The organism is Mesorhizobium sp. B2-4-19 (genome assembly GCF_006441315.1).
Taxonomy (GTDB): Bacteria; Pseudomonadota; Alphaproteobacteria; order Rhizobiales; family Rhizobiaceae; genus Mesorhizobium.
This window is the reverse complement of sequence record NZ_VFUV01000006.1, coordinates 151,235-175,699: the sequence shown is the minus strand read 5'-3', so window position 1 is coordinate 175,699 and position 24,465 is coordinate 151,235. Positions and strand designations below refer to the sequence as shown.

Annotated in this window: 32 protein-coding genes, 1 tRNA gene and 1 pseudogene; 20 read left to right on the top strand and 14 right to left on the bottom strand. The window is 64.1% G+C overall.

Annotation, left to right across the window (positions count from 1 at the left end; genetic code table 11):
• Positions 1-43 precede the first annotated feature (43 nt).
• Positions 44-736 (bottom strand): DUF2270 domain-containing protein, encoded by a 693-nt coding sequence (locus tag FJ546_RS13270; protein WP_140889739.1) that lies wholly within the window; start codon positions 734-736, stop codon positions 44-46.
• 82 nt (positions 737-818) lie between these two features.
• The gene (locus tag FJ546_RS13265) at positions 819-2,042 is read right to left on the bottom strand and encodes an MFS transporter (protein ID WP_140889738.1); all 1,224 of its coding nucleotides are present in this window, start codon (positions 2,040-2,042) and stop codon (positions 819-821) included.
• 98 nt (positions 2,043-2,140) lie between these two features.
• Here FJ546_RS13265 and FJ546_RS13260 point away from each other — a divergent pair, with 98 nt between their 5' ends.
• The 10 genes from FJ546_RS13260 to FJ546_RS13215 all read left to right on the top strand — a co-directional run bounded on the left by FJ546_RS13260 (position 2,141) and on the right by FJ546_RS13215 (position 8,277).
• Positions 2,141-3,049 carry a LysR family transcriptional regulator gene (locus FJ546_RS13260; RefSeq protein WP_140889737.1) on the top strand — a complete coding sequence of 303 codons (909 nt, stop codon included), beginning with the start codon at positions 2,141-2,143 and terminating at the stop codon, positions 3,047-3,049.
• 17 nt (positions 3,050-3,066) lie between these two features.
• A complete protein-coding gene (locus FJ546_RS13255) occupies positions 3,067-3,399 on the top strand; it encodes a hypothetical protein (RefSeq protein WP_140889736.1) in 333 nt (110 codons plus the stop codon).
• A 501-nt stretch (positions 3,400-3,900) separates the two neighbouring features.
• Positions 3,901-4,638, top strand: a complete 738-nt coding sequence (locus FJ546_RS13250; protein ID WP_140889735.1) for a gamma-glutamylcyclotransferase — start codon at positions 3,901-3,903, stop codon at positions 4,636-4,638.
• Positions 4,639-4,733: 95 nt separating this feature from the next.
• Positions 4,734-5,057, top strand: coding sequence for a metalloregulator ArsR/SmtB family transcription factor (locus FJ546_RS13245; RefSeq protein ID WP_140889734.1), 324 nt, complete (start codon positions 4,734-4,736; stop codon positions 5,055-5,057).
• Positions 5,054-5,485: an SRPBCC domain-containing protein gene (locus FJ546_RS13240; protein WP_140889733.1), complete on the top strand. Its 432-nt coding sequence runs from the start codon at positions 5,054-5,056 to the stop codon at positions 5,483-5,485. Before FJ546_RS13245 ends, FJ546_RS13240 begins: the two co-directional genes overlap by 4 nt.
• 71 nt (positions 5,486-5,556) lie before the next feature.
• Positions 5,557-5,949, top strand: coding sequence for a VOC family protein (locus FJ546_RS13235; protein ID WP_123167512.1), 393 nt, complete (start codon positions 5,557-5,559; stop codon positions 5,947-5,949).
• Positions 5,950-5,982: 33 nt separating this feature from the next.
• A complete protein-coding gene (locus FJ546_RS13230; RefSeq protein WP_140889732.1) occupies positions 5,983-6,204 on the top strand; it encodes a hypothetical protein in 222 nt (73 codons plus the stop codon).
• Between the two features lie 11 nt (positions 6,205-6,215).
• Complete coding sequence (locus FJ546_RS13225; protein ID WP_140889731.1) at positions 6,216-6,644, top strand: DUF1801 domain-containing protein; 429 nt, start codon at positions 6,216-6,218, stop codon at positions 6,642-6,644.
• Positions 6,645-6,677: 33 nt separating this feature from the next.
• A complete protein-coding gene (locus tag FJ546_RS13220) occupies positions 6,678-7,070 on the top strand; it encodes a DUF1801 domain-containing protein (RefSeq protein WP_140889730.1) in 393 nt (130 codons plus the stop codon).
• Positions 7,071-7,182: 112 nt separating this feature from the next.
• Positions 7,183-8,277, top strand: a complete 1,095-nt coding sequence (locus FJ546_RS13215) for an acyltransferase family protein (protein ID WP_140889729.1) — start codon at positions 7,183-7,185, stop codon at positions 8,275-8,277.
• Between the two features lie 17 nt (positions 8,278-8,294).
• Here FJ546_RS13215 and FJ546_RS13210 read toward each other — a convergent pair whose 3' ends face one another.
• From FJ546_RS13210 to FJ546_RS13190, 5 genes are all read right to left on the bottom strand, one after another.
• Entirely contained in the window at positions 8,295-10,283 is a 1,989-nt protein-coding gene (locus tag FJ546_RS13210) for a glycoside hydrolase family 127 protein (RefSeq protein ID WP_140889728.1), read from the bottom strand.
• A gap of 21 nt (positions 10,284-10,304) precedes the next feature.
• Positions 10,305-11,162 carry a carbohydrate ABC transporter permease gene (locus FJ546_RS13205; RefSeq protein ID WP_095774922.1) on the bottom strand — a complete coding sequence of 286 codons (858 nt, stop codon included), beginning with the start codon at positions 11,160-11,162 and terminating at the stop codon, positions 10,305-10,307.
• Complete coding sequence (locus FJ546_RS13200) at positions 11,162-12,091, bottom strand: sugar ABC transporter permease (RefSeq protein ID WP_140889727.1); 930 nt, start codon at positions 12,089-12,091, stop codon at positions 11,162-11,164. The genes FJ546_RS13205 and FJ546_RS13200 overlap by 1 nt, the downstream gene beginning before the upstream one ends.
• Positions 12,092-12,208: 117 nt before the next feature.
• The gene (locus FJ546_RS13195; RefSeq protein WP_140889726.1) at positions 12,209-13,456 is read right to left on the bottom strand and encodes a sugar ABC transporter substrate-binding protein; all 1,248 of its coding nucleotides are present in this window, start codon (positions 13,454-13,456) and stop codon (positions 12,209-12,211) included.
• A gap of 64 nt (positions 13,457-13,520) precedes the next feature.
• Complete coding sequence (locus FJ546_RS13190) at positions 13,521-14,564, bottom strand: LacI family DNA-binding transcriptional regulator (protein ID WP_140889725.1); 1,044 nt, start codon at positions 14,562-14,564, stop codon at positions 13,521-13,523.
• Positions 14,565-14,932: 368 nt separating this feature from the next.
• Here FJ546_RS13190 and FJ546_RS31215 point away from each other — a divergent pair.
• The 4 genes and pseudogenes from FJ546_RS31215 to FJ546_RS31585 form a co-directional block, all read left to right on the top strand.
• Positions 14,933-15,008, top strand: a tRNA-Cys gene (locus tag FJ546_RS31215).
• Between the two features lie 217 nt (positions 15,009-15,225).
• Positions 15,226-15,432 carry a hypothetical protein gene (locus FJ546_RS13185; RefSeq protein ID WP_246686837.1) on the top strand — a complete coding sequence of 69 codons (207 nt, stop codon included), beginning with the start codon at positions 15,226-15,228 and terminating at the stop codon, positions 15,430-15,432.
• A gap of 5 nt (positions 15,433-15,437) precedes the next feature.
• Positions 15,438-15,569, top strand: a complete 132-nt coding sequence (locus tag FJ546_RS31910) for a hypothetical protein (protein WP_281405650.1) — start codon at positions 15,438-15,440, stop codon at positions 15,567-15,569.
• Positions 15,542-15,661, top strand: a pseudogene (locus tag FJ546_RS31585) (DUF6500 family protein); the annotation flags it as partial. The gene FJ546_RS31910 and the pseudogene FJ546_RS31585, both read left to right, overlap by 28 nt.
• On the opposite strand, the gene FJ546_RS13180 reads toward FJ546_RS31585, so the two are convergent.
• Together FJ546_RS13180 and FJ546_RS13175 are read right to left on the bottom strand one after the other, a co-directional pair.
• The gene (locus FJ546_RS13180; RefSeq protein ID WP_095774917.1) at positions 15,662-15,928 is read right to left on the bottom strand and encodes a DUF1488 domain-containing protein; all 267 of its coding nucleotides are present in this window, start codon (positions 15,926-15,928) and stop codon (positions 15,662-15,664) included.
• Positions 15,925-16,179 carry a hypothetical protein gene (locus FJ546_RS13175; protein WP_140889724.1) on the bottom strand — a complete coding sequence of 85 codons (255 nt, stop codon included), beginning with the start codon at positions 16,177-16,179 and terminating at the stop codon, positions 15,925-15,927. The genes FJ546_RS13180 and FJ546_RS13175 overlap by 4 nt, the downstream gene beginning before the upstream one ends.
• 244 nt (positions 16,180-16,423) lie before the next feature.
• On the opposite strand from FJ546_RS13175, the gene FJ546_RS13170 reads away from it, so the two are divergent.
• The 5 genes from FJ546_RS13170 to FJ546_RS13155 all read left to right on the top strand — a co-directional run bounded on the left by FJ546_RS13170 (position 16,424) and on the right by FJ546_RS13155 (position 20,004).
• Positions 16,424-16,738 carry a co-chaperone GroES gene (locus FJ546_RS13170; RefSeq protein ID WP_019859661.1) on the top strand — a complete coding sequence of 105 codons (315 nt, stop codon included), beginning with the start codon at positions 16,424-16,426 and terminating at the stop codon, positions 16,736-16,738.
• 61 nt (positions 16,739-16,799) lie between these two features.
• Positions 16,800-18,428 (top strand): chaperonin GroEL, encoded by a 1,629-nt coding sequence (groL, locus tag FJ546_RS13165; protein WP_140889723.1) that lies wholly within the window; start codon positions 16,800-16,802, stop codon positions 18,426-18,428.
• Positions 18,429-18,566: 138 nt separating this feature from the next.
• Positions 18,567-18,725 carry a hypothetical protein gene (locus FJ546_RS31210; RefSeq protein ID WP_181167918.1) on the top strand — a complete coding sequence of 53 codons (159 nt, stop codon included), beginning with the start codon at positions 18,567-18,569 and terminating at the stop codon, positions 18,723-18,725.
• A gap of 277 nt (positions 18,726-19,002) precedes the next feature.
• A complete protein-coding gene (locus FJ546_RS13160; protein WP_246686836.1) occupies positions 19,003-19,332 on the top strand; it encodes a GYD domain-containing protein in 330 nt (109 codons plus the stop codon).
• Between the two features lie 174 nt (positions 19,333-19,506).
• On the top strand, positions 19,507-20,004 hold the full coding sequence (locus FJ546_RS13155; RefSeq protein WP_140889722.1) for a GAF domain-containing protein: 498 nt from the start codon (positions 19,507-19,509) through the stop codon (positions 20,002-20,004).
• Positions 20,005-20,032: 28 nt separating this feature from the next.
• Here FJ546_RS13155 and FJ546_RS13150 read toward each other — a convergent pair whose 3' ends face one another.
• The 4 genes from FJ546_RS13150 to FJ546_RS13135 form a co-directional block, all read right to left on the bottom strand.
• Complete coding sequence (locus tag FJ546_RS13150; protein ID WP_140889721.1) at positions 20,033-20,467, bottom strand: group III truncated hemoglobin; 435 nt, start codon at positions 20,465-20,467, stop codon at positions 20,033-20,035.
• 25 nt (positions 20,468-20,492) lie between these two features.
• Positions 20,493-21,362, bottom strand: a complete 870-nt coding sequence (locus FJ546_RS13145; RefSeq protein ID WP_140889720.1) for an SUMF1/EgtB/PvdO family nonheme iron enzyme — start codon at positions 21,360-21,362, stop codon at positions 20,493-20,495.
• A 73-nt stretch (positions 21,363-21,435) separates the two neighbouring features.
• Complete coding sequence (nirK, locus tag FJ546_RS13140; RefSeq protein ID WP_140889719.1) at positions 21,436-22,539, bottom strand: copper-containing nitrite reductase; 1,104 nt, start codon at positions 22,537-22,539, stop codon at positions 21,436-21,438.
• Positions 22,540-22,822: 283 nt separating this feature from the next.
• The gene (locus FJ546_RS13135) at positions 22,823-23,263 is read right to left on the bottom strand and encodes a pseudoazurin (RefSeq protein ID WP_140889718.1); all 441 of its coding nucleotides are present in this window, start codon (positions 23,261-23,263) and stop codon (positions 22,823-22,825) included.
• Positions 23,264-23,416: 153 nt separating this feature from the next.
• Here FJ546_RS13135 and FJ546_RS13130 point away from each other — a divergent pair, with 153 nt between their 5' ends.
• The gene (locus tag FJ546_RS13130; protein ID WP_140889717.1) at positions 23,417-24,112 is read left to right on the top strand and encodes a Crp/Fnr family transcriptional regulator; all 696 of its coding nucleotides are present in this window, start codon (positions 23,417-23,419) and stop codon (positions 24,110-24,112) included.
• Here FJ546_RS13130 and FJ546_RS13125 read toward each other — a convergent pair.
• Complete coding sequence (locus FJ546_RS13125) at positions 24,063-24,314, bottom strand: DUF1858 domain-containing protein (RefSeq protein ID WP_140889716.1); 252 nt, start codon at positions 24,312-24,314, stop codon at positions 24,063-24,065. The genes FJ546_RS13130 and FJ546_RS13125 overlap by 50 nt on opposite strands.
• Between the last annotated feature and the right edge of the window lie 151 nt (positions 24,315-24,465).

The window sequence follows — 24,465 nt, the reverse complement described above, 5'->3', positions numbered from 1 at the left end:
TGGCTGGCATTTGCGTTGCGCCGCCGGTTGCCCGAATTGCAAGTCAGACGTGGACGTCGCCGAAGGCGAGCTCGCCGTCGTCGCCCGCCGCGAAAAGGACGATGGCGAACAGCCAGGCATAGAATGCCGCCACGATCACGACGATGGCGACGCCGGGAATGGGACCAAGCGCGGCCCCGTCCATCGCCTCGCGCAGCGAGCTGACGAAGCCGGTCCTGATCCCCACGGTTTGCAGGCTGGGTGTCGATATTTTCAGCACCCAGGCCAAGAGCAGGATGAGGAAGAGGTAGATGTAGTTGCGGCGCAGGCGCCGCGCCAGCGCGGCGCGCTGCGACAGCAGAAACTTCGGCGCGCGCAGGCCTTCGCCGACAATGAGCAGCCAATCCGAGGCGAAATCGGGCTGCGGCGAGAAGATCTGCGCGAAATAGTGACGTTCGAACTGGCGCACGCGGGCCCGGTAGAAGTCGAAGAAGCGGTAGCGGCGCGCCTCGATCCACAAAAGCAGCAGGATCAGCAGCATGGCGAACAACAGCACGCCATGGTGCGCGCTGGCCGTCGACAGAGAGACCGAGAGCATCGCCGCCACCACGGTGATCGCCCAGTTCGTGGTCCTGTCGAGCCGATCGCGCCAGCCCGCCATGCGCGCGATCTCGGCGCGGTGGAAATGCGACAGCGTGTTCACGCGCTCCGTCGATGAAAGGACGGGACCCGCGGGCGTCGCCGACGCATCGTTCATGGCATCCTCCGGCAAGGACTAAAACAGTTTGCCGGTAACATAGTTCCCCTGGGTCACTGGACGTGATTGTAAGAACGCCCGGTCATTCCGGCCCGCCGATCCAGTCGACCAGCAGGGCGGTGGCGCCAAAGATTGCGCCGATGGCGCACACGCAAGTCCACCCGCCCCAAGTCCAGGCAACACCGGCCAGCAATGAGCCGATGGCGCCGCCGATGAAGAAGATGCCGACGAACAGCCCGTTGAGCCGGCCGCGGGCCTCGGGCTGAAGCAGATTGACGGCACGGCGGCCGAGCGTTTGGTCGCCGGTGACGCCGATGTCGAGCAGCACGGCGCTGAGGCCCATCGGCACCAGCGATTGCCATGACGCACCGGGCTGAGAGGCGCCGGCCCAGGCGGCGAGCGCCGTAGCGCCGATCAGCACGAGGTGACAGGCGATGGTGGCGGATCGCGTCCAGCCATGGTCGCCGGCGCGGCCGAACAGCGGCGTGACCACGGCGCCGCCGGCGCCGACAAGCGCGAAGAGCGCAATGCCGCGCTGGCCAAGGCCGAAAGGCGGCTGTGCGAGACGCAAGGCGACCGCCGTCCAGAACAGGCTGAACGCCGCCATCACCAGCGCCGCCGTCAGCGCACGCCGCCGCAGCACCGGCTCGTCGCGCAGCAGGCCGAACAGTGAGGCAATCAGCGCGCCGTAGGACGATTTTGCTTCCGGGCGCCGCTGCGGCAAGGTGATGGCGAGCACGCCGGCGACCAGGACGAGCGCGGTAGCACTAAGGCCATAGAAGGCGCGCCAACCCCAGGCGTCGGCGACGAGGCTGGCCAGCGGCCGCGCCAGCAGGATGCCGATCATCAGCCCGCTCATCACATCGCCGATGACCCGGCCGGCCTCGCCGGGCGGCGCCATCGAAGCGGCGATCGGCACCAGGATCTGGATCGCCGAGCAGGCGGCGCCGAGGACGAACAGGACGACCAGCAGCGAGGCGATCGTGGGTGCGAAGACGGCGACGCCGGCCGCAAGGGCCGCCGTCAGGAGCATGCGCAGGATCAAGGCGCGGTTCTCGGCGAGATCGGCCATCGGCACCAGGAAGAACAGGCCGCCGGCATAGCCGAGCAGCGTGGCCATGGCGACGAGGCCGACGCTCGCGGCGCTGGCGCCGAGCGACGGGCCGATCAGCCCGACCAGCGTCTGCGGCGCGAACAGATTGGTGACGATGATGCCGGTGGAGGCGGCAAAGAGCAGCGTCTGCGGGCCGGTGATGGTGCCGGTGGGCAGTCGCTCGCACAGCTGGCCGTCCTTGGTGTCGAGCATGAGGTCCTCATTAAACTTGCATATTGTTTGAGGACTTTATGCCGAAGGATTATCATGCTACAATTCAATCAATTCGATAATGATTATGCGAGATGTGCATGAACATCCATGACCTCGAAGCCTTCATCGCCGTGGTGGAAACCGGCTCGATCGTCGGCGCCTCCGCCAGGCTGAACCTCACCCAGCCGGGCGTCACGCGCCGCATCCAGAATCTCGAGGACGGACTGGCGACAGCACTTCTCGACCGCCAGTCGAAGCCGCTGAAGCCGACAGCGTCCGGGCGCGAGGCCTATGAGCATGGAAGGCGGGTGCTGCGCTCGCTGGAGGATCTCAGGGCGGGCGTGTCGCCGCAAGGCGAGGTCAAGGGCGAGTTCCGCCTGGGCGTCATGCCCTATCTCTCCGACGCGGCACTAGCGCTGCCGCTCGACACGCTGCGCGCCGCGTTTCCGCAGCTGACGCTGCGCATCACCTCGGGCTGGTCGCCAAGGCTGGTGGAGCAGGTGGCGCGCAGCGAACTCGACGCCGTGGCGGTGTGCCTCGCCGAAGGCCTGGCGCCGCCGGACGAGTTGGTTTGCGACGATCTCGGCGCGCAGTCGGTGCTGCTGGTCGCGTCCCCCGGCCTTGGCGTGCCGAAGCCGGCGAAGCTCGCCGACCTGTCGCGCTTTGCCTGGGTGATGAACGAAAACGGCTGCGGGTTTCGCGCCTTCATTCGCCAGGGTTTCGAGGCGGCAAGGCTGCCGTTCCAGGTCGGGGTGGAGGCGCTCAGCGTCGACCTCAGAATGTCGCTGGTGGCGCGCGGCCATGGCATCGGCATCGTCACGCCCGGCGCCTTCGCGGACAGCCGCTGGCGCGACAAGGTGGAGGTCATCGACTGCCCCGACTTCAAGCCGCAAGTGCGCGCCTGGCTGCTGCACCGCCCGCCCGCCGGACGGCTGGCCCGCCCGATCGCGCAGTTCCGAGATGCGCTCATCGACGGGCTGAAGGTGCCGATGGCGCTGGTGTCATGAGTTGGTGGCCAGTTGTCGTGAGAAAGACGCCCCAATCGCTTTGGAACCAGCGTCATGGAAATCTAGAAGCGTCGACCTCGGTCCATTGCGGTGCCTATTCGCAATATATGTCCGAAGACAGCCAGAACAATGCCTTGCTCGAACTCAGTTTTCGGAACGAAGAAGGTCTTGCCGTTGGTGTTCTCCTGGATATGTTCCGGGAGGCCATCGACATATGGCAGCCTGTTTGGGGGACGATCTGGCGATATTTCCATGGCGCGCATACCGCTGGTGCACCTTGGGACCCCAGCCATGTCAATACGCCTTCTACCAGTCGCAAAGCGGGTTGGGTCCAGCCGGTCGCGGCATAGGACAGCAACAAGCGCTGGGCAAGCAAGGATGCCTCTGGATCAACGAAGCGGCTTCGTCCTTCATGGAGAAGGAATGAAGGTCGCAGTGCCACCCGCTTCTGTTCACCTTGTTGACAAGCCACTTGGCGCCCAACACCTTCAGCCGATGCAGAACGATTGGCCAGACATCGTCGCTTCCATTCGAGACAGGCGCTTGAATCAGCCGGATCCATCCGCTTCGGCGTTTGGTGGTGTGGAGACGCTTGCCTCGTTCATAGCAAGCGGTCCCTTGAGGTTGGTTCTATACGGGTGGACGTCCATGTTTGACCTGTGCATCCAGCAGGTCGACGTCGAGCCTTTTTCGGGACCACATTTGAGGGTGACCCCACTGCATTCTGGGCGGATCGAATTCCGGTATGTCGACACGGCGATCGCGCAAAGACAATGGCACCGGGAGACGACGCCCGATGCCGTTGTGCAGAGGTTTACAAGCTTCATGGACCAACTCAGGTGGACGCGGGGATGAGCCAGACAGGAAAGGGCGTCACGCCACCGCGCAAGTCCGTACCGCGCAAGGCGCCGATGGCGCTGACCGAGGCGCTGGTGGCGCGGACCATGCGCGTGGTCGCGGATGCCGGGCCGACGCCGGGCATGGTCTATATGACGGACGCCGACTATGCGCGGTTTCGCGACGAGATCCTGGCCTCGGCGCCGCCCGGACCGCTGAAGCTGTTCGCCTATGGCTCGCTGCTGTGGAAGCCGGCCGGCGAGGTCCGGGGTGGCGAACGGGCGGTGGCACGGGGCTGGCACCGGTCGTTCTGCTTCACGGTGCAGCGCTTTCGCGGCACGCTCGAACAGCCCGGCCTGATGATGGCGCTCGACCGCGGCGGCCAGTGCCAGGGCATGGTGTTCGAGATCGCCGAGCCGGTCGCCGAAAATCTGGAAGCACTGCTGCGCCGCGAGATGACCATCCTGCCCGCCGTCAACGTGCCGCGCTGGCTGCAGGTCAGCACCGAGGGCGAGGCGAGCCGGGCGCTCGGCTTCGTCGTCGATCCCGCCAATCCGCGCTATGCCGGCAAGCTCGACAAGCCCGCGGTCGCGGCGACGCTGGCCAGGGCCGTCGGCCACTGGGGCTCGGGCGCGCAGTATCTGCTCGAGACGATCCGCCACCTCGACGGCTGCGGCATACGCGACCGCAATCTGTGGCAGTTGCAGGAACTGGTGGCGCAGGAGATCAGCCGCGCCCATGCGGTTCCCTAGCCCGCCGATATTTAGAGCGCTCCAATCTTCCGCTTGACGAACATATATCCCTGCGGTTATACGTCAACCAATAGCCAACGGGTTATCGATCTGACATGCCGGATAGCCATGACATGCTCTTCAGGACGCTCGCCGACCCGACCAGGCGGGCGATCTTCGAACGGCTGTGCCGCCAGGGCGAGCAGACGGTCGGGGCGCTGACGAGCCAGTCCGGCGTGTCGCAGCCGGCGGTGTCGAAGCATCTGGGCGTGCTCAAGCAGGCCGGTCTGGTGCGCGACCGCCATGAAGGCCGCCAGACGCATTACAGCGCGCAGCTTGGCGCGCTGGCGCCGCTGATGGACTGGACACGCCAGATGGCCGGGTTTTGGGAGAGCCGGTTCGATGATCTCGAGGATTTGCTCAAAAGGATGGACCAGTGAACGATAGTGCCACTGAAAACCGCACTGTCGTCGTCGAGCGGCAGATCTCCCATCCGCCGGAAAAACTCTGGCGCGCGCTGACGCAACCGCATCTGATCGAGGAGTGGCTGATGAAGAACGATTTCAAGCCCGCTGTCGGCCACCGCTTCAACATCAGCGCCGATTGGGGCGGCGTGCTCGATTGCGAGGTGCTGGCTGTCGAGCCGAACAGGACGCTGTCCTACACCTGGAATCTCGCGCACCAGGATCCGGCGTTCGATCTCAGGAGCGTGGTGACCTTCACGCTCACCCCGACGCCAACCGGAACGCATCTGCGCATGGAACAATCCGGTTTCCGGCCCGAGCAGCGGCGCGCCTATGGCGGCGCCAAGATGGGTTGGCCGCAATTCTTCGAGAAGCTGGAGCAGCTTCTCGACCGGACGAACTGACCGGGTCGATCGAACCCAACGCCTGACGTCACCGGGCGGTCCGCCGCCAGCAAAACCTATGGAGAAAGACGATGAAGATCAAACTGACCAGCATCTATGTCGACGACCAGGAAAAGGCGCTTGCCTTCTACACCGGCGTGCTCGGCCTGACCAAGAAAGCCGATTTCAGCAATGGGCCATTCCGTTGGCTGACGGTCGCCTCGCCGGACGAGCCCGAGGGCACCGAGCTGCAGCTGGCGCTCAACAACCAGCCGGCCGCCAAGGCCTATCAGCAGGCGATGTTCGAGCAGGGCCAGCCGGCTGTAATGTTCTTCACCGACGACATCAAGGGCGATCATGAGCGCATCAAGGCGCGCGGCGGCACATTCGCCATGGCGCCGACCGAGGTGACCGGCTCGACCATCGCCAAGCTCAACGACGGCTGCGGCAATCTCATCCAGATCACGCAGCTGGCGCGTTGGTAGCACCCGGGTTCACACGTTTCACAGGAGGTAAAGTTGGACTGGAGCACATGGATCAGGCAGGCGCATCGCTGGATGTCGATCATTTTCACGGCGACCGTCGTCGCCAATTTCGTCACCATGGCGTTTGGACAGCCGCCCGCCTGGGTGGTTTATTCGCCACTGCCGCCGCTCTTCCTTATGCTGTTCAGCGGCCTCTATATGTTCGTGCTGCCCTATGTCGCGAAAGGACGCGGCGCACGGCGGGCCAATGGATAGGAGGAAAGCGCATGGCCAAGTCGACCCCAGCCAAGGCTGAGCCGAAGCTGCTTTCCGGCGGCAATCCGCAGATCGCAAAGGGTTATGGCGACGCTCCGGTGCAGGCCTATATCGCGGCGATGCCGGGCTGGAAGCGCGAGATGGGCGGGCGGCTCGACGCGCTCATCGAGCGTGCCGTGCCCGGCGTGCACAAGGCGGTCAAATGGAACTCACCTTTCTACGGCGTCGAGGGCGAAGGCTGGTTCCTGAGCTTCCATTGCTTCACCAGATACATCAAGGTGGCCTTCTTTCGCGGCCTGTCGCTGGATCCGGTGCCGCCGGGCGAATCCAAAAGTCGGGACACGCGCTACCTCGACATCCATGAGGACGACGCGTTCGACGAGGCGCAGTTCAGCGCCTGGGTGAAGCAGGCCAGCCAATTGCCTGGCGAGCGCATGTGAGCGCCTTATTGTCCAAGTCTTGAGGAGAACAGCATGACCGGATCGCAGGAGAGCAAATCCCCCTCCGAACTCATCGACGGCAGGATCACGGAACTCGGCGACTGGCGCGGCGACATGCTGGCCCGGCTGCGCGCGCTCATCCATCAAGCCGATCCCGATGTCGTCGAGACCTGGAAGTGGCGCGGGGTTCCGGTGTGGGAGCATGACGGCATGATCTGCACCGGCGAGACCTACAAGAGAATCGTCAAGCTGACCTTCGCCAAGGGCGCGGCGCTGCCCGATCCCACGCGCCTGTTCAACTCCAGCCTCGAAGGCAATACGCGGCGGGCGATCGATTTTCAGAAGGGTGAGCAAGTCGACGAAGAGGCGCTGAAGGCGCTGGTGCGAGCCGCCGTGGCGTTGAACAAGTCGAAGGCCAAGCGCTAGGCGCTGCCAGCCACCTCCGAAACCAGCCGTGTTTACGATCTGGGAAGCTCGATGGTGCTAGATGTCGCCGGATGATGGCTGGCCGCCTCGGCCGGCCCCGGATGGATCTGCCATGAACAGCCCGATGCGCATGCCGTGGGTGGACACGGCCAAGGGCCTCTCGATCGTCCTCGTGGTGATGATGTACGCGGCCTACAACACCGGCGAGTACACGGGCGGCGTCGGCTTCCTGCACTATGTCATCGGCTTCGCGACGCCGTTCCGCATGCCGGAATTCTTCCTGATCTCCGGCCTGTTCCTGTCGCAGGTGATCGACCGGCCGTGGCGGCGCTACATCGACCGGCGCGTCGTCCACTATCTCTATTTCTACGTGCTGTGGGCGATCATCTCGATCGGGCTCAAGATCGGCATCTTCAGCCGGGATCCCGGCGGCATGCTGCACGATCTGGCAATGGCCGTCGTCCAGCCATACGGCGTGCTGTGGTTCATCTACATGCTGGCGGTGTTCGGCCTTGCCGCCAAGCTCTTTCGGCAGTTCCGCGTGCCCGCCTGGATCGTCATCCCCATCGCTGCCGCCCTGCAGATGTGGGCGCCGCGTCCCGACAGCTATGCGGTCGAACAGTTCGCCGCCTATTTCGTGTTCTTCTATGTCGGCTTCGTCATGGCGCCGCTGGTGTTCCGCCTCGTCGAATGGACGCAGCCCCGCCCGATGCTGGCCGCCGCCGGCCTGCTCGTGTGGGCTGTCGTCAACGGCCTGCTCGTCTATTCGCCGGGTTATGCCATGCAGCCGGTCGGCATGCAGATGGGGCTGGCGGCATGGCCGCCGCTGCATCTCACCCTGGCCGTCGCCGGCGCGGTGGCGCTCTGCGTGCTTGGCGGCTTGCTGTCGACATTCGCCTCGATGGAATGGCTGCGCTGGCTCGGCGAACATTCTCTGGTCGTCTATGTCGCCTTCACCATCCCGATGTCGCTGTTCCGCGGCGCCGCATTGGCGAGTGGCCTGCTGACCGATACCGGCTTGCTCAGCCTGGCTGTGTTGCTGGTCTCGATCATAAGCCCCGTCGTGCTCTACCTCATCATCCAGCGGGTCGGCTTCGGCATGTTCCTGTTCGAGCGGCCGGCCTGGGCGCATATCGACAACAGCGCGCCGCAAGCGGCGCCGAGCGCGGCGCTGCCGGCGGCCGCCGCCCAATCAAGCCGGACATAGTCGAGCAGCGGGAAGCCTCAGCCGTCCCGCAACCACACCAGCATCTCGCCGGGCTCGCGGTTGTCCCAGGCGTAGTAGGGGATGGCGGTCAGGCGCGTCTCGACGCTGGCCGGCGGCTCACGTCGGTAGAGGCCATCCTGCCAGCCGTCGCCGGCGTCGGCCCGCGCCGTGGCTGAAAGCGTCACCACGCCGCCCAGCAGTCCGGGCGCTTCATGCGCCTCTATGCCTGCCGTGCGCGGCAGGGTCAGGCGGTGCAGCCGGGTGTCATTGTCCGATGCCTCGACGCAGTAGATCAGCGGCCCGCGCGACAGCGCGACGCGGCCGGCATCCTGCCGGACTTCGGGATTGGCGTAGAGCCGCTCGATCGGCATTTCGAGATCGAGCCGGACACGGTCGCCCTTCTGCCAGCTGCGCCGGATCGCGGCATAGCCGTCGCTGGTCATGTCTTCGAGGTCGACCGCCTCGCCATTGATCTCAAGCGTGGCGCTGCTGCTCCATGCCGGGATGCGCAGATGCAGCGTGAACTCCACCGGCGCCTGCGGTTCGACCGTGATCTCGACGGCGCCGTCCCAGGGATAGCGGCTCGCCTGTGTGAGCTGCACCGGCGTGCCCGCGATGTCGAAGCGGGCGGTGGAATCGCCGTAGAGGTGCACGGCAAGCGCATCGTCCGCCAGGCTGTAGAAATAGCTGCCGATCGAGGCGACCATGCGCCCGACATTGGGCGGGCAGCAGGGGCAGCGGTGCCATTTCCATCTGTTGTGCCGGCCCCGGCTCTCCAGCGGATTCTCGTAGAAGAACAGCGAGCCGTCGAGCGACAGGCCGGAGATCGAGCCATTGTAGAGCGCGCGCTCCATCATGTCGGCGTAGCGGGCGTTCGGCCCCATGCCGAGCATGCGGCTTGCCCAGAACACCAGGCCGACGGCGGCGCAGGTCTCGGCATAGGCGCTCTCATTGGGCAGGTCGTAGTCGCTGGTGAAACCCTCATTGTGCGCCGACGGGCCGAGCCCGCCGGTGATGTAGAGGTTTTTCGTGGTGAGGTCGTCCCACAGCCGGTCGAGCGCGATGCGCAGGCTATCGTCGCCATATTCGGTGGCGATGTCGGCCATGCCCGAATAGAGGTACATGGCCCGCACCGCATGGCCGACGACCTTGTCCTGCTCGCGCACCGGCCGGTGCGACTGGCTGTATTCATAGGTCTTGAAATGATAGGCCCTGGGGTCGGCGCCGCGGGCGCGCGCCTCCTCGTCGAAATAATGCGGCTGCTGGCCACGCTGGTCGATGAAGTACTTCGCCAGATCCATGTATTTCTGCTCGCCCGTCACCCGCGCCAGCTTGACCAGCGCCAGCTCGATCTCCTCGTGGCCGCAATAGCCCTTTTTCTTGCCGGGCTCTGGTCCCAGCGCCGAGGCGATGTGGTCGGCATAGCGGCACATAATGTCGAGCAGCTTGCGCTTGCCGGTCGCCTGGTAGTAGGCGACCGCGCCCTCGATCAGGTGGCCGGCGCAATACAGCTCGTGGCAGTCGCGCAGGTTCGTCCAGCGCTTGCCGGGCTGGATGCGCTGGTACCAGCTGGAGAGATAGCCGTCCTCCTGCTGCAATTTGCCATACATGTCGATGACGGCGTCGATCTTCTTCTCCAGCCCGGGGTTCTTGCGCCGGTAGAGCGAATAGGCCGCGGTCTCGATTGTCTTGCCGAGATCGGAATCCCAGAACATCTGCGTCGTTACCGTCGAGCCGGTGAATTCGGCGCCCTGGCGGTCCGCTTCATCGGGCGAGGGCGAGTGGAAGGGAATGACGATGCCGGGCGAGGGGCGGTCCGGATCGATCTGCTCCAGCATGCGCGCCTCGACGCAACGATCGTAGAGGATGTCGGCGGTGCGGGTCGCCACCGCGTCGGCGCGGTCGCCCCAGAAGCCGTGCACATCGACCTGCGGCACCGGCAGCGGCCGGAAAGCGAGTTTCGGCTTCCCCTTCGGGGCGGGGCGGGGGGATGGCGATGCGGTCATGAACTCACTCCATTCAGTCTGTTATTTGACGGCCCCGGCCATCAGGCCGCGGATGTAGAAGCGCTGCAAAGCGAGGAACAGGATGAGACACGGCACCATCATCACGGTGACGCCCGCCTGCACGGCGCCCCAGTCGATGGCGCCGAAGCGGCCCGACTGAAGTGCCGTCATCATCACCGGCAGCGTGAATTTGGACTGGTCGGTCATCAGCACCAGGGCGGCGAGGAATTCGTTCCAGGCGCCGAGGAAGGCGAACAGCGCGATGGTGACGACGCCCGGCCAGACCAGCGGCAGCATCACCTTCAAAAGCATGGTGGCGTTGCCGGCGCCGTCCATGCGCGCCGCCTCCTCGATCTCGCGCGGCACCGCGTCGAAGGCGTTGCGCATCATGAAGATCGAGAACGGCAATTGCAGCGTCACATAGACGCCGACCAGGCCGGTCAGCGTGTTGTGCAGGCCAAGCTTGGTCAGCACCAGGAAGATCGGCGTCAGGATCGACTGGAATGGGATCATGATCGTCGACAGGATGAGGACGAAGAACAGGTCCTTGAACGGAAAGCGGAAGCGAGAAAAGCCGTAGCCGGCCAGCACGCTGACGATGACCGACAGCAGGACGGTCATCACCGAGACATAGATGCTGTTCTGCGCCGACACCCAGAGCCCGTCGCCGAAGGAGTTCAGCGTGGCATAGTTTTCCAGCGAAAAGCCCGTGGTCGGCCAGGGCGGCAGCGGCGGCAGGCGCGCTTCGGCCGCCGGCTTGAAGGCCGACAGCGCCGTCCACACGATGGGTGCCACGAACAGCACCGAGGCGATGATGCCGGTGGAGTGCCTGGCGAGGCGGGCGGCAAACTTGCCCCTGGCTGATATCGCCTGCGCCATCAGTCGAGCCCCTCGGGCTTGCGCAGCAGCCACAGCTGGATGAGGCTGAGCGCCACCAGGATGACCAGCAGCACCATGGAGAGTGCCGCGCCATAGCCGAGCTTGAACGACACGAAGGACTGGTTGAAGATCCAGTAGACCGCCGTCAGCGTCTGGTTGCGCGGGCCGCCGCGCAGGATGATGTAGAACTGGTCGAAGGCAAGGATCGAGCCCGCCACCGACAGGATCAGCGCCAGCGCCAGCGTGCGGCGCATCAGCGGCAAGGTGATCGCCCGGAACCGCGCGAACGGCCCGGCGCCGTCGATGACGGCGGCCTCCTGCAGATCCTGCGGGATCGATTGCAGGCCGGTCATCAGGATGATCATGGTGAAGCCGGCGACCTTCCACACCACCATGGCGATGATCGACCAGAAGGCCGGCTGGAAGGTGGCGAGCAGGTTGAACTTCCTGTCGATCAGGCCGAGGTCGTAGGCGGCAGGGCTGAACAGGCCGGAATCGACGTTGAGCAGCCATGACCAAAGCAGGCTCGCCGAGGCGAAACCGACCACCGCCGGCATGAAGAAGAAAGTGCGGTAGAGGTTGGTCAGCGGCCGCGGTTTCTCGATGAAGATCGCCAAGGGAAAGGCGACGGCGAAGATCGCGATGGTGACGACCACCGTGTAGTAGCCGGTGAATTTGAGCGCGTTCCAGAACCTGGTGTCGCGCAGGATCGCCCAGTAATTGTCGAGGCCGACGAAGGCGTGCTCGCCCATCAGCGGCCAGTTGTGCAGCGACATCCACGCCGTCATGCCGAGCGGGATGACGAAGAACACCATGACCAACGCGACCGCCGGCGCGACATAGATGAGGCCGATCCATTGCCGGCGCCCGGCGCCGACGAGTTTTCGGGCGCGGGGCGGGGCGGTGGTGCTTGCGGTGATGGTGGTCATGCTTTGCCTGTTCTTGCGTCGCATCCAGGTGGCCGCCCTACCTCCCCCTTGTGGGGAGGGTAGGGAGCACGCCGACCGCCCGCCCAGGGAGACAGGCGGGCGGCCGGCAGGCGGCCGCTACTTCTGCGGCGCCTGGTCGATGATCGACTGCATGGTCTCCTGCGCGTTGGCGATGGCGCCATCGACATCGTCGCCGAAGAAGACCTCGTTGATCATCTGCGTCCAAGGGCCGTTGGCGGAGTTGATCAGGTCGTTGAACACCACCGAATAGGGCGTCTTGCCCTTGGCCATGGCCTCGGCGGCAACCTGGTAGCGCGGATCGAGATCCTTCAGCGCATCCTTGGCGATGTCGCCGCGCACCGGCAGGCTGCCATATTTGGCGAGGATGGTCTGGCCTTCCAGCGAATAGGCGAAATCCAGGAACTCCTTCACCACGGCGAGCTTCTTGGTGCCCTTGGTGACGACGAAATTGTCGCCGCCGGCAAAGGACGACCAGCCGCCATCCTTGCCCGGCAGGAAGGTGACGCCGTAATCGACATTGGGATATTGCGTGTTGAGCGCGCCGATGGCGAAGGCGCCGGAGGGCGAGATGCCGATATTGCCGGCGGCGAAGGCGGCAAAGAAGTTGGCGCCGGTGTCGGTCTGCGCGCCGGCCGGCACCAGATCCTTCTTGACCATCGAGCGGTAGAGATCGATGGCGCCGCGCAATTGCGGGCTGTCCAGCGTCGCCTTGGAGCCGTCTTCACTGAGGATGTCGCCGCCCGAGGCCCAGATCAGCGGGGTGAAGGTGAAGATGTTGCAACCGCCGCAATTGCCGGAGAAGTAGAAGCCCTTGATGTTGCCGCCAAGCGCGTTGACCTTCTCGGCGTCGGCGGCGATTTCGGCCCAGTTGGTGGGGCCTTTTTCAGGGTCGAGGCCGGCCTGCTTGAACAGCTTCTTGTTCCAGATCAGCACCGAGGCGTCGGCCGAGAAAGGCAGGCCGTAAATGTGGTCCTTGTAGGTGCCGGTCTTGACATGCGCCGGCGACAGGCTGGCGAAATAGGGCAGGGACTTGGCCCAGTCGGTGATGTCCTCCAGCTGGCCGGCGGCGGCGAAGGAGGGCGTGTAGATCAGGTCGAGCGACAGCGCGTCGGGCGCCGTGCCGCCGGCGGCGGCGGCGCCATATTTCGGGATGATCTCGGCATTGGGGATGATGTCGAGCTTGATCTGGTCCTTATGTGCCTTGTTGTAGGCGTCGACGATGCGCGGCATGAAGTTCGAGCCGTCGGCGCGCACCCAGATGTTGGCGGTGTCGGCGGCGGCAGTGCCGAGACCACCGCCCAGTACGGCAGCGGCCAGGGCCAGTTTGGCAATCACGTTCCTCATGTTCTCCTCCTCCAAGGGTTGGCCGCGGTGCGCGGCTTGGCGCCGGTCACGCGGCGCTGCGTTTTCAGCCGTCCGGTGGGCGGCCACAGGACTGACGCACCACCAGCCGGCACGGCAGTTTTCGAATGCCCGGCGCGGCGGGCTGACCGCCGACCAGGGAAAGCAGGGTCAGCCCGGCCTCGCGCCCGAGGGCGACCAGGTTCATGTCGACCGAGGTCAGCGGCGGGCGCGTCGCTTCGGCGACAATCTCCCAATTGTCGAAACCGATGACGCCGACATCGCCGGGAACGTCGAGGCCGCGCTCGCGCAAGGCATCGATGACACCGCGCGCGATCTGGTCGTTGCCGCAAAAGACGGCGTCGGGCCGTTCGCTCTTGCCGTCGAACAATTGCCCCACCGCTTCATGCCCCCAGGCTTCCGACCAGGCGCCGAGCAGCGGCTCGGTGACCGGCAGCCCGTTTTCGGCGAGCACGTCGCGATAGGCCTGGGCGCGGGCGTGCACCACGGCAAAGCTCGCCGGCCCGCTGACATGGGCGATGCGCCTGCGGCCGAGCCGGCAAAAATGTTCGACCGCCAGCCGCGCGCCGTCGGCATCGTCCGAGACGAAGGCGACGGCGTCGGGATCGGGCTGGGTGAAGGCATAAATCACCGGGATGCGCAGATTGGCGAGATCGACGGGCAGATGGCGGTCGATGCGCTTGCCGGTGGCGATGATGCCGTCGACGCGCTTGTCGAGCATGGCCTCGACATGCAACTGGCCCAGCCGAGGATCCTCCTCGACATTGCACAGGAAAACCGAGACGCCATTGTCGACCAGCGCGTCCGAAATGCCCGACATCAGCGGCAGAGAGAAGCGGCCGTAAGTATCGTTGGTAAGCAGGCCGACGGTGAAGGAACGGCGCCTGAGCAGGCTCTGCGCCAGGCTGTTGGGCCGGAAGCCCAGAGTTCGCGCCGTCTCGCGGATGCGCTCGCGCGTCTCGGCGGTCATGCGCCCCTGGTCATTGAGCGCCTTCGAGGCCGTGGCAACGCTGACGCCGGCCCGCGCCGCCACGTCACGCAAGGTGACGGGCTTGGGGAAAACCGGAACAGGCTGATCGTCCGATGCCATCGAGAATCCTAAGTTGGGAAAAGGTTTTCTCTTACAGGCCGGAACAAGGCCCGGCCAATGGCCGAGCCCGATCGGAACTGTTTGGAAAAACCTTTTCTCAAGCTGAGGCTAAGCCAGATCGGGGGATCGTTCAAGGGGAAAAGTGGCGAGGGGTCCGAGTATGCGAGGGTCGAATTCTCCCTCGCCCTATTTCCGAGCTCTAGCGCCGCCCTCATCTGGCTGCCGCCATGGCACCGCCCGCACCTTCGGGATTTCGGGGCACAGGGTCTGCCGAAGAGCGACGCCAAGCGACATTTTGCAAAGTACCGACAGAACGGCCGTGGGCCTTAACGTTTCCGCAAGCATTTCCCCGTTAGTTCGGTTGCAATGGCCTCGTGGCGGAGCGGCTACGCTGGAGACGGCAAATCTCTGAAGCCTCGGTTCGATCCCGAGGCGAGGCCTCCAAAAATCATACCGCCGAGAATCTGTGCCCGACCTCCTGGCGAAGCCGATTTGCCCGGTTCCGGCTATTGTCGCCTCTGACGATCATCGCCACGAAAGCACACGGCCGACGTTGAAACCACCTATCTGCATTTGGCATGCAGGGCGCTCGCGAAAAGAGTGCTATGGCAGGAGCGCGAGCCTGCTCGCTCCGATCTTCCCGACATTCGAGGTCATTTTCGTGCGTGAACCGTCATCGCTGCCGGTCTTTGGAAAACTCGGCGTCAAGCCATCCGTCGCCGTCGTCGCGGCGCCAGCCGCTTCGGTAGGCATCGTGCCGCGCTTGCGGGAGGTTGTGGCCGAGCACGGCGGCATGGCGCTGAAGCTGTCGGTGATCGTCTGGACGATGCTGGTCCTGGGTACGGTGTTTTTCATTTTGCAGGGCTGAGGATCATGGCCAATCGCTACACACTGCGCATGGATCTGCCGCAGAGCTGGGCCATTGTCGATGTCTTCACTGGCCAGCCAGCCGTGATCAGGCAAAAGGTGATGGTCGGCATAGGAATGATGACCCCGAACTGCTGATGGAAGCAGCGGAATGGTGGATCAGGACCCACCGCCTCGACCATTTCGAAAAAGCCGCGAAGATACGGGCGATGATCGAGGACCTCGGCTGATCAGCCGAAGTCGTCTGATGTCAGCACATACATGCTCTTGCGTGTGCGGCCGTAGGCCTTCGACGCCACATCGCGGATGACGCTGCTCTCGGTGTCGAACGTTGCGAGGTAGCCCGCTTCATCGGCGCTGGTTCGCGGTTGGATCTTGCTCATCGCGTCGACGGCGACCGAGAAGGAAATCTGGAACATGCCGTCATGGCCGACGAAGCGGATGCGCTTGCCGGCTTCGTCATAGCTGCGGCTGCGGTTGGGGAAGGTCAGGCTCATGTTTTTGCCTCCGTTGCGGCGGCCTTCTTGGTCGCCCGCTTCTTCTTCGGCGTCGGGTTCAGGGCTTCGGCGGCACGGTCCGCCTCTTCCTTGGCCAGCCGCAATTCCCGCAGCCTTGCGGTCTTGATCTCCCTAGCCCGCGCCTCGGACATGTACTCGGCGGTTGCCTTGTTGCGCTCCGCCGTCTTCTTCTGCTTGTCGACGAAGCGGGCTTCAGCTTTTTCCATGATCGTCTGATTACCGTCGGCCATCGCATAAATCTCCCTGGTGCTGGAATCGTGAAAATGAACTTGTCCGATAAATAGGCATTCGACCGGCAAAATTCAATTTTTTGAATTATTTGACCGCCTTCGGATATCACGAAACGGCAGGCCGAAATAATACTTTTCAATATTTAATTGCCCGCGAATAATTTTTGGCACTCCTATCTATCGAGTGCCAAAGCGCCTATAGGAAGGGCGTGGCCGCCTAAGCCGGCCCCAGAAAGAAGTTTTCATGAAGTTTCGGCCACTCCACGACCGCGTCGTCATCCGGCGCGCCGAAGGCGATACCAAATCCAAGGGCGGCATCATCATTCCCGACAATGCCAAGGAAAAGCCGCAGGAGGGCGAAGTCATCGCCGTCGGCCCCGGCGCACGCGACGAGAACGGCGCGCTTGTGCCGCTCGACGTCAAGGCCGGTGACCTGATCCTGTTCGGCAAATGGTCGGGCACCGAGGTCAAGATCGACGGCGAGGACCTTCTGATCATGAAGGAAGCCGACATTATGGGCGTCATCGAGAAGAGCGTCGAAGCCAAGAAGGCCGCCTGACTGGAGCGCCGCGCCTTCCGCGCGGGGTTCGTCCACTCCAAATTCGAACGGGATTGAAAAAATGTCTGCCAAGGAAATCAAATTCGCCACCGACGCGCGTGACCGCATGCTGCGGGGCGTCGAGATCCTCACCAATGCGGTGAAGGTCACGCTCGGCCCCAAGGGCCGTAACGTCATCATCGACAAGGCCTATGGCGCGCCGCGCATCAGCAAGGACGGCGTCACCGTCGCCAAGGAAATCGAGCTTGCCGACAAGTTCGAGAACATGGGCGCGCAGATGGTGCGCGAAGTGGCCTCGAAGACCAATGATCTCGCCGGCGACGGCACCACCACCGCCACGGTGCTCGCCGCCTCGATCCTGCGCGAAGGCGCCAAGCTGGTTGCCGCCGGCATGAACCCTATGGACCTCAAACGCGGCATCGACAAGGCGGTCGCCGCCGTTGTCGTCGAGCTCAAGGCCAAGGCCAAGAAGGTCAAGTCGTCGGCCGAGATCGCGCAGGTCGGCACCATCGCCGCCAATGGCGATGCAACCGTCGGTGAGATGATCGCCAAGGCGATGGACAAGGTCGGCAATGACGGCGTCATCACCGTCGAGGAAGCCAAGACCGCCGAAACCGAACTCGATGTCGTCGAAGGCATGCAGTTCGACCGCGGCTATCTCAGCCCGTATTTCGTCACCAATGCCGACAAGATGCGTGCCGAGCTGGAAGAGCCCTATGTGCTCATCCACGAGAAGAAGCTCGGCAATCTGCAGGCGATGCTGCCGATTCTCGAAGCGGTGGTGCAGAGCGGCAGGCCGCTGCTGATCATCTCCGAGGACGTCGAGGGCGAGGCTCTGGCCACGCTGGTCGTCAACAAATTGCGCGGCGGCCTCAAGGTCGCTGCCGTCAAGGCCCCGGGCTTCGGCGATCGCCGCAAGGCGATGCTGGAAGACATCGCGGTGCTGACCGCAGGCCAGATGATTTCCGAGGATCTCGGCATCAAGCTCGACAACGTCACCATCGAGATGCTCGGCCGCGCCAAGCGCGTGCTGATCGACAAGGACACCACCACGATCATCGACGGCGCCGGCACCAAGGCGACCATCCAGGCGCGCGTCGCCCAGATCAAGGGCCAGATCGAGGAGACCACCTCCGACTACGACAAGGAAAAGCTGCAGGAGCGGCTGGCCAAGCTGTCGGGCGGCGTTGCCGTCATCCGCGTCGGCGGCGTCACCGAGTCGGAAGTCAAGGAAAAGAAGGACCGCATCGACGACGCGCTGAACGCGACGCGCGCGGCGGTCGAGGAAGGCATCGTGCCCGGCGGCGGCGTCGCCTTGCTGCGTGCAAGGTCGGCGCTGTCGGGCCTCAACGGCGCCAATGCCGATGTCACCGCCGGCATTTCGATCGTACTTAGGGCGCTCGAAGCGCCGATCCGCCAGATCGCCGAGAATTCCGGCGTCGAGGGCTCGATCGTCGTCGGCAAGCTCGCCGACAGCAAGGATCACAATCAGGGCTTTGACGCCCAGAACGAGACCTATGTCGACATGATCAAGGCCGGCATCGTCGACCCGGCGAAAGTGGTGCGCACCGCGCTGCAGGACGCCGGCTCGATCGCAGCGCTTCTGATCACCGCCGAAGCGATGATCACCGACATCCCGGCCAAGGATGCGGCGCCGGCGGGCGGCGGCGGCGGCATGGGCGGCTACTAAGGATGCAGCCGAACTGGAGGGTGGTTCATAGAAGTCACCTTTCAGCCTGGCCTGAATCCGCGCCGGCTCCAGGAGCCGGATCTTACCGCCGGGGTATTTTCTCCCGGCGCGCAGGCCTCTAGCCCAGGAGATCGATCCATGATCGTGTCCGCGCAGAAGCCACAGGCGGTCGTCACGACCGAAACCATCGAGGAAAGCCGCTTCGACCGCATCCGCAGGATTGCCGCCGACAAGCACAAGAAATCGGATTCCGACACGGCCGCGCCACAGAAAGGCGAGCCGAAGCGTCCGATGTAAGGTTGCGCCGCGCCGCTAATGGCCGTTCAACCTCATCGTCACAATCACATCGCGGGTCAGTGGCGCCAGCCCGATGCCGTTGGCCGAGCGTGGCCCAGCCAGGCACCTTCCTGTCGGCAGTATCGGTGTGTCCGGTATTGTCATTATATTAGCTTGAGCGCATATTGCCCGGCAGCGGGCTCTTGGCCGCCAACGCGTCCCAGGGCGCCTGCGATTGTTCCGAAAAATAAATCACTCCGTGCCGCTCGAATTGTGGAGCAGCACGAGACAATGACATTTGGAGGAAATACCCATGAAAGTGATTATCTTGGCAAACTATGCGCCTCATGCCGCCAAAGGGTTGATGCAAGGCTCGGACAGGCAGGCTGCGGTCAAGGCGCTTTTTGAAAGCGTTGGCGGCAAGGTGAGCAGCGTGATGTTCACGCGCGGCATCTATGACGTCGTTGTCAATGGCGAGGTGCCGGACCAGTCAGCGGGGATTGGCATGTCCCTTGCGGTGCGAGCGAGCGGCTCGCTGACCGAGATGGTTGTACTGGAAGAACTCGACATGAAGGCGGTGCTCGCGGCCGCCAAGAAGGCTGCCGGCGCGTACAAACCCGCCGGCTGATGGACTTGCCTTCTTGATCAAGGCAGCACGGTTCGAAGCCGTGCTGCCGCGTGTCGGACAGGGCATCTTCTTGCGACTTTCGCAGCGACTGGAATTCAAGCTAGTATCGTCGAGTGGTCGTTTGGTGCAGAGAGCTTGCGGAACGGACCGCGATTCTCAGTTCGGAGACAAGCCATGTTCGCCGCCAAGGCCATCGACACCTCGGACAAGGCCGCTTTCTATCGCGACCTCGCCGCTCAGTTGAAAGCGCTGCTCGAAGGCGAGAGCGACTCGATCGCCAATGCCGCCAACACCGCGGCACTGATCTTCCAGATGGTGCCGGACCTGAACTGGGCCGGCTTCTATTTCCTGGCCTCGGACGAGGAGCTGGTGCTGGGACCCTTCCAGGGCAAGCCGGCCTGCGTGCGCATCGCGGTCGGCAAGGGCGTGTGCGGTACGGCGGTCCAACTCGGCACCTCGATGCTGATCAAGGACGTGCATGATTTCCCGGGCCATATCGCTTGCGACGCCGATTCGCGCTCGGAACTGGTCGTGCTGCTCGAGGACGATGAAGGCGTGTTCGGCGTGCTCGATCTCGACAGCCCGCTGCCCGGCCGCTTCGACAAGGCCGACCAGGCCGGCATCGAGACGCTCGCGGCGATCTATGCGGCCGCGAGTTCGTTCGAGGACTGAGCGCCCGTCCTGTTCCGGACCGGTGGCTCTAGGCACGATCGCCCAGGCGGAAGAACATCGCCAGCTTCAGGCTCGTCGCGATCCGTTCGGCCCGGTCGACGAACACCGCGGCGATTTCCGGGCCAAAGAGTTCGGCCGCCGTCTGGCTGAACATGGCCAGCCAGATATCGAAATCGGCCTCGGTCACGTCCCCGAGCTTCAGGTGCGCCGGCACCGGGCGGCCATGATAGTCACCCGTCTTGAGGATGACCGAGCACCAGAAGTCGGTCATCTTCTCGAGATGCGGTTCCCAGTCGCCGGGAATCTCGCGCGCGAAGATCGGTCCGAGACGTTCGTTCCTGCGCAGCCGGGCATAGAATTCGCGAACGAGCCGGCCGATCGCAGCCCGATCGACGCCTGCATGATGCAACGGCTTCTCCGGGGCCGGACGCGCGTGATCCGCCAGCGACGATTTCAGTGTCATTGCAGAAGCCCTGTTGTTGTCGTGATCAGGAAAGGCGCAGCCAGCGGATGGCGGCTTGCACAAGGTCGGGCCGGTCGCGCACGAGGCGGAATCCCAGATTGTCGGGCGGTGTGCCGACGGCGCAACCGCCGCTTTTCCCGTCCCTGATGAAGTTCGACATATAGGTGCGATGGAAACCTTCGACGACATGTACGCCGCAATTGTCGATCGAGCTCGCAATGCCGGCGCCATCGGCGGCTTCCGTCGTATGGACGTAACAGGTCGAGGTCCACTCCCAGACATTGCCGGCAATGTCGGCCACCCCCTTGGAATTGGGTCCAAATCCGCCCCTGATTCTCGGCTGAGGGTCCGGTTGCCGCCCAAGCGAAGCCTCGGTGCGATATTGGACCAGCCAGCGCTGCGCCGGGTTGTTGGGGTCGGTCTCGCCAGCCTCGATGTCACCGCGAAAGCGTTCGGCCGCCGCATAGGCCCATTCCATGTCCGTCGGCAGGCGCCATGCCGATCCGGTCTCGGCCGAGAGCCAGTCGGCATAGGCCTCGGCATCGATATGGCTCACGCCGGTGACCGGAACATTGCCGCTGCCGCGGCCATCGGCCGGCTTGCAGGCGCCGGCCATGACGCAGCGCCGGTAGTCCGAAGCGCTTACCTGGTATTTCATGATCTCGAAAGGCTCCGCCACCGTTGCCCGGACCACGGGAGCACTGACGGGGTGGTTCTGCCTGAGGAATTCGCCGGGCAGCGGATGGGCGAACGATCCGGGCGCGAGGGTGACGAGCTCGGAGCGCATCAGGAGTTCCTGATCCGGCGCCGGGAGCCAGCCGACGGCGCCCGTCGCGCCCAGCCTGAACAGCGCGCAAGCCAGACCTCCGAGAGCCAGGATGGGATTAAGGGGCATGGCAGTTTTCCCGCGTTCGCGGCCCTGCAGGAACAGCGCAAGGCCGCGTCTACCTTAGGACCCGAGGCGGCAATCAGGACGCAATCGCCCTTGGCGCTTCCACCTGCATCATCAGGTCGTCGTCCCAGCTTCCGTCGACCATGAAATGCGCGGTCGCGCCGAGTTCCACCGCCTCGATCAGATTGTGGTTGACGTAGGCGTAGACGCCCGGCTGCAGGAATGTGTAGAGGGCAGCCCCGGCCGAACCCCCGCGAATGAACCAGGTTTCGAGGTCCTTTGCCGGCGGGTTCGCGAACTTGCCCTGTTCCCACACATGGTCGCCATGTCCGCCAATCAGATGCGGACGCGTGTCGCGATTGGCCTGCGAATGGACGATCAGGACAGTCTCGCCGACCTTGGCCTTCATGGCGTGTTCGCCGGTCAGCGATCCCGCCTTGCCGTTGAACACGACGTGGGTTGGGATCAAGCCACGCATGACCTTCACCGTGTCGTCGTAATTGTCGCCGGCCGAGTCATACTTCTTGAATTTACCCTGCTCGTCGCGGGGAATGTAGAAGTCGCTTTCGCCGATGTAATAGATATGGTCATAGCGGACCGGCTTGCCCTTGTCGTCCTTGAGCCCGTCACGCGGCAGCACCATGATCGCTCCGTTCATGCCCGAAACGACATGCCACGGGATCATCGGACCGCCAGGCGCGCAGTGGTAGACGAAGGTCCCCGAGCGCGTAGCCTTGAAGCGCAGCGTCGTCTGCTCGCCGGGATTGACCAGGGTCAGCGCGCCGCCGCCGAGCCCGCCGGTGGCGGCATGGAAGTCGATGTTGTGGGCAAGCGTGTTGGTGTCGGGGTTGATCAGCGTGAGCTCGACATAGTCACCCTCATGCACGACCATCAGGGGCCCCGGAATCGAGCCATTGTAGGTCATGGCGTTGAGCTGGGTGCCGCCGGCGTCGATCACCATCGGCTTCTCTTCGATGGTCATCGTGAATTCGACGACCTTGGGACCGCTTTTGGCCACCTGGTCGTGGGCATGGACGAAAGGCGGCGCGACCAATGTCACTTTTTCCCGCGGCAAGCCGGCGACCTCCTTGGCGCTGGCTATGGCCGGCATCGAGCCGACCGTAGCGGCGGCCGCAGCCGCAAGAACAGACCCCAACAGTGCTTCGCGTCTCGTAAGCATTTCCCGCTCCTTTTTGAACCGTTCGATGCCTGGAGAATAAGCCTTTCCGCCAGGACTTCTTTGCGCTGGCGCAAACTTGAAATTTAGTTTGCCTTGATCTGGTTCTTCTGGGAGGCAACGACGCCTGTTCGGGAAACCGGCAATCGCGGGCGAATGGAGATCCCCGCCGGGCGCCAAAACGCGGTGGGAGTGACGGTGCCGAAGCCGCCGCCACTCCCAAGACCTTGCAATTCCGGTGTCGAGCGCGGACGGACCTGTCTGTCCGCCCGGCCGTCGGCCTCGATCAGTTCGCCTTCGTCACCTGGGCAAACAGCGTGGGGAACACGGTCTTGGCCTTGCCGACCTGCTTGACGGCCTGCGCCGCGTCGAGGTTCACGGGCTTGCCGACGACGATCAGCGCCACCATGCCCATTCCGTAATGCGGGCTGCACTTGACGCCGTAGACGCCTTCCTGGGTCATGGTGACGGTGGTGGTTTCACCCATCTTGCCCTTGATTTCCGGGGCGCCGTCGGGAAGCATTCCCTTGATGGTTTCGACATTGTGGGTTTTGTCGCCGGGCACGAACTTGATCGTGTCGCCGGGAGCCGCCTTGATGAAATCAGGCTGGAAGACCATGGATCCCTTGTCTCCCTTGGTCAGCAACTGAACGACGTGCTCTTCGGCGTTTGCGACGCCGGCGAGGGCGAGCAGGGCGGCGGCCGCGGCGATCAGGTGAAATTTCATGGGTAAGTCCTTTCTTGGGTGCATCACGGCTCAAACCGTTGCAGCCTTCTAGCCGACGGCACGGACAGGCGATTTGCGCTGGCGCAAACTGGCGCACGAAATATAGACTGGCTGCCGGCGTCATCTGGAGCCGTGGGCAGCGAGGGTTTGGGATTGCCGCTTGACCGGTCGATCATCGCGAGGCTTTCGCTGTTCGAGGGCCTGGGGCCCGCGGAGCTGGACAGCATTCTGAGGGATGCCCGGTCCGTGCGCTTTGCCAAGGAAACAGCGATTTTCGAGCAGGAGGCCGAGGCGCGTTCGTTCTACGTGCTGTTGGCGGGACACATTCGCGTCGTGCGGACCACGCCCGACGGGCGCCAGGTGATCGCCCGCTACATCAGTGAGGGCGAAATATTCGGCGTTGCCGCCGCACTCGGCCGGGTGACCTATCCGGCAACCGCGATCGCCGCGGTCGACTGCGTGGTTCTGGTCTGGCCGAATGCCGTGTGGCCGGACCTGTCATCCCGGTTTCCCGTTCTTGCCGCGGGAACATTCAAGACGGTCGGCGCGAGGCTGCAGGACACGCAGGCGCGCGTCATGGAACTGGCCACCGAACAGGTCGAGCAACGCGTTGCCAGTGCGCTGCTGCGGCTGGTGAAGCAGACGGGGCGCAAGACCGATGCCGGCATCGAGATCGACTTCCCGATCTCTCGCCAGGACATCGCCGAGATGACGGGGACGACCTTGCATACGGTGAGCCGGCTGCTGAGCGCCTGGGAGGAACGCGGGATCATCGTCAGCGGCCGCCAGCGTGTCACCATCACCGACGCGCATCGCCTGGTGATGCTGGCGGAGCATCGGGACGGCTGACCGGCCCGCCGGCGACGGCGCGTTCAAGGCCTTTCAGGAAATCGGCTTCGTCGATTCGATGATCCCGGCAGGCCTCTGCAATCGAATGGAAGGGGGCGATGTGGCAGCCCACGCAGTGCATCCCGTGCCGGATCAGCACGGCAATGCTTGGCGGCCATCGTCGCATGAGGTCGTCCATGGACATGTTCGGATCGATCCGCATGGGCGTCTCCTTCGTGGTTCTCCCCATACTTCGACCGTAGCAGAGCCGGTTGGTCGGTCGTTGTGCTGGCGCAAGGAAGGAGCGCGTCGGAAACTGGAATGAGATGCGGCCAGGCAACCCAGCCGACGTCCCTGCGGCCGCCGGCACCCGA